Source organism: Pseudomonas sp. BP01 (genome assembly GCF_022760795.1).
Lineage (GTDB): Bacteria > Pseudomonadota > Gammaproteobacteria > Pseudomonadales > Pseudomonadaceae > Aquipseudomonas > Aquipseudomonas putida_Q.
Map to the genome: position 1 here is coordinate 1 of NZ_JAFBKA010000086.1, position 416 is coordinate 416.

Here is a 416-nt window from a genome sequence, read left to right on the forward strand (position 1 = left end):
ATACATCGCGATACAAAACCCCGCCTTTCTGCGCATATGCCGTATACAAAACGCTGGTTAACTGTCTGCGTCCTCTCTTCTCTTTCAGTTAACAGGTGGCTTTATGAACAGATTATCTCGGGCCCGTAACGGTAGCGCGCTGATGCTGGCGCTGTCAGCTCTGTGGTCAGCCGGCGTTTGCGCGGCGGACGATGCCAGTGCATTCGATCATGTTCAACAGATTCAGGCCGGCGACCTGAATATCGGCTATGTCGATATCGGTCCGCGTGACGGTCAGCCGGTTATCCTGCTGCACGGCTGGCCATATGACATTCATAGCTATGCGGCGGTCGCGCCAGCGTTAGCAAAGCAAGGATTCCGCGTCATCGTGCCGTATCTGCGTGGCTATGGTACCACCCGTTTTCTCTCTGAAATAC

General features: G+C 54.6%; 1 protein-coding gene. It reads left to right on the top strand.

Features of this window, described 5'->3' with window-relative positions:
- Positions 1-103 precede the first annotated feature (103 nt).
- The coding region (locus JOY50_RS28590) for an alpha/beta fold hydrolase (protein WP_405046024.1) at positions 104-416 on the top strand (313 nt) is incomplete at its 3' end.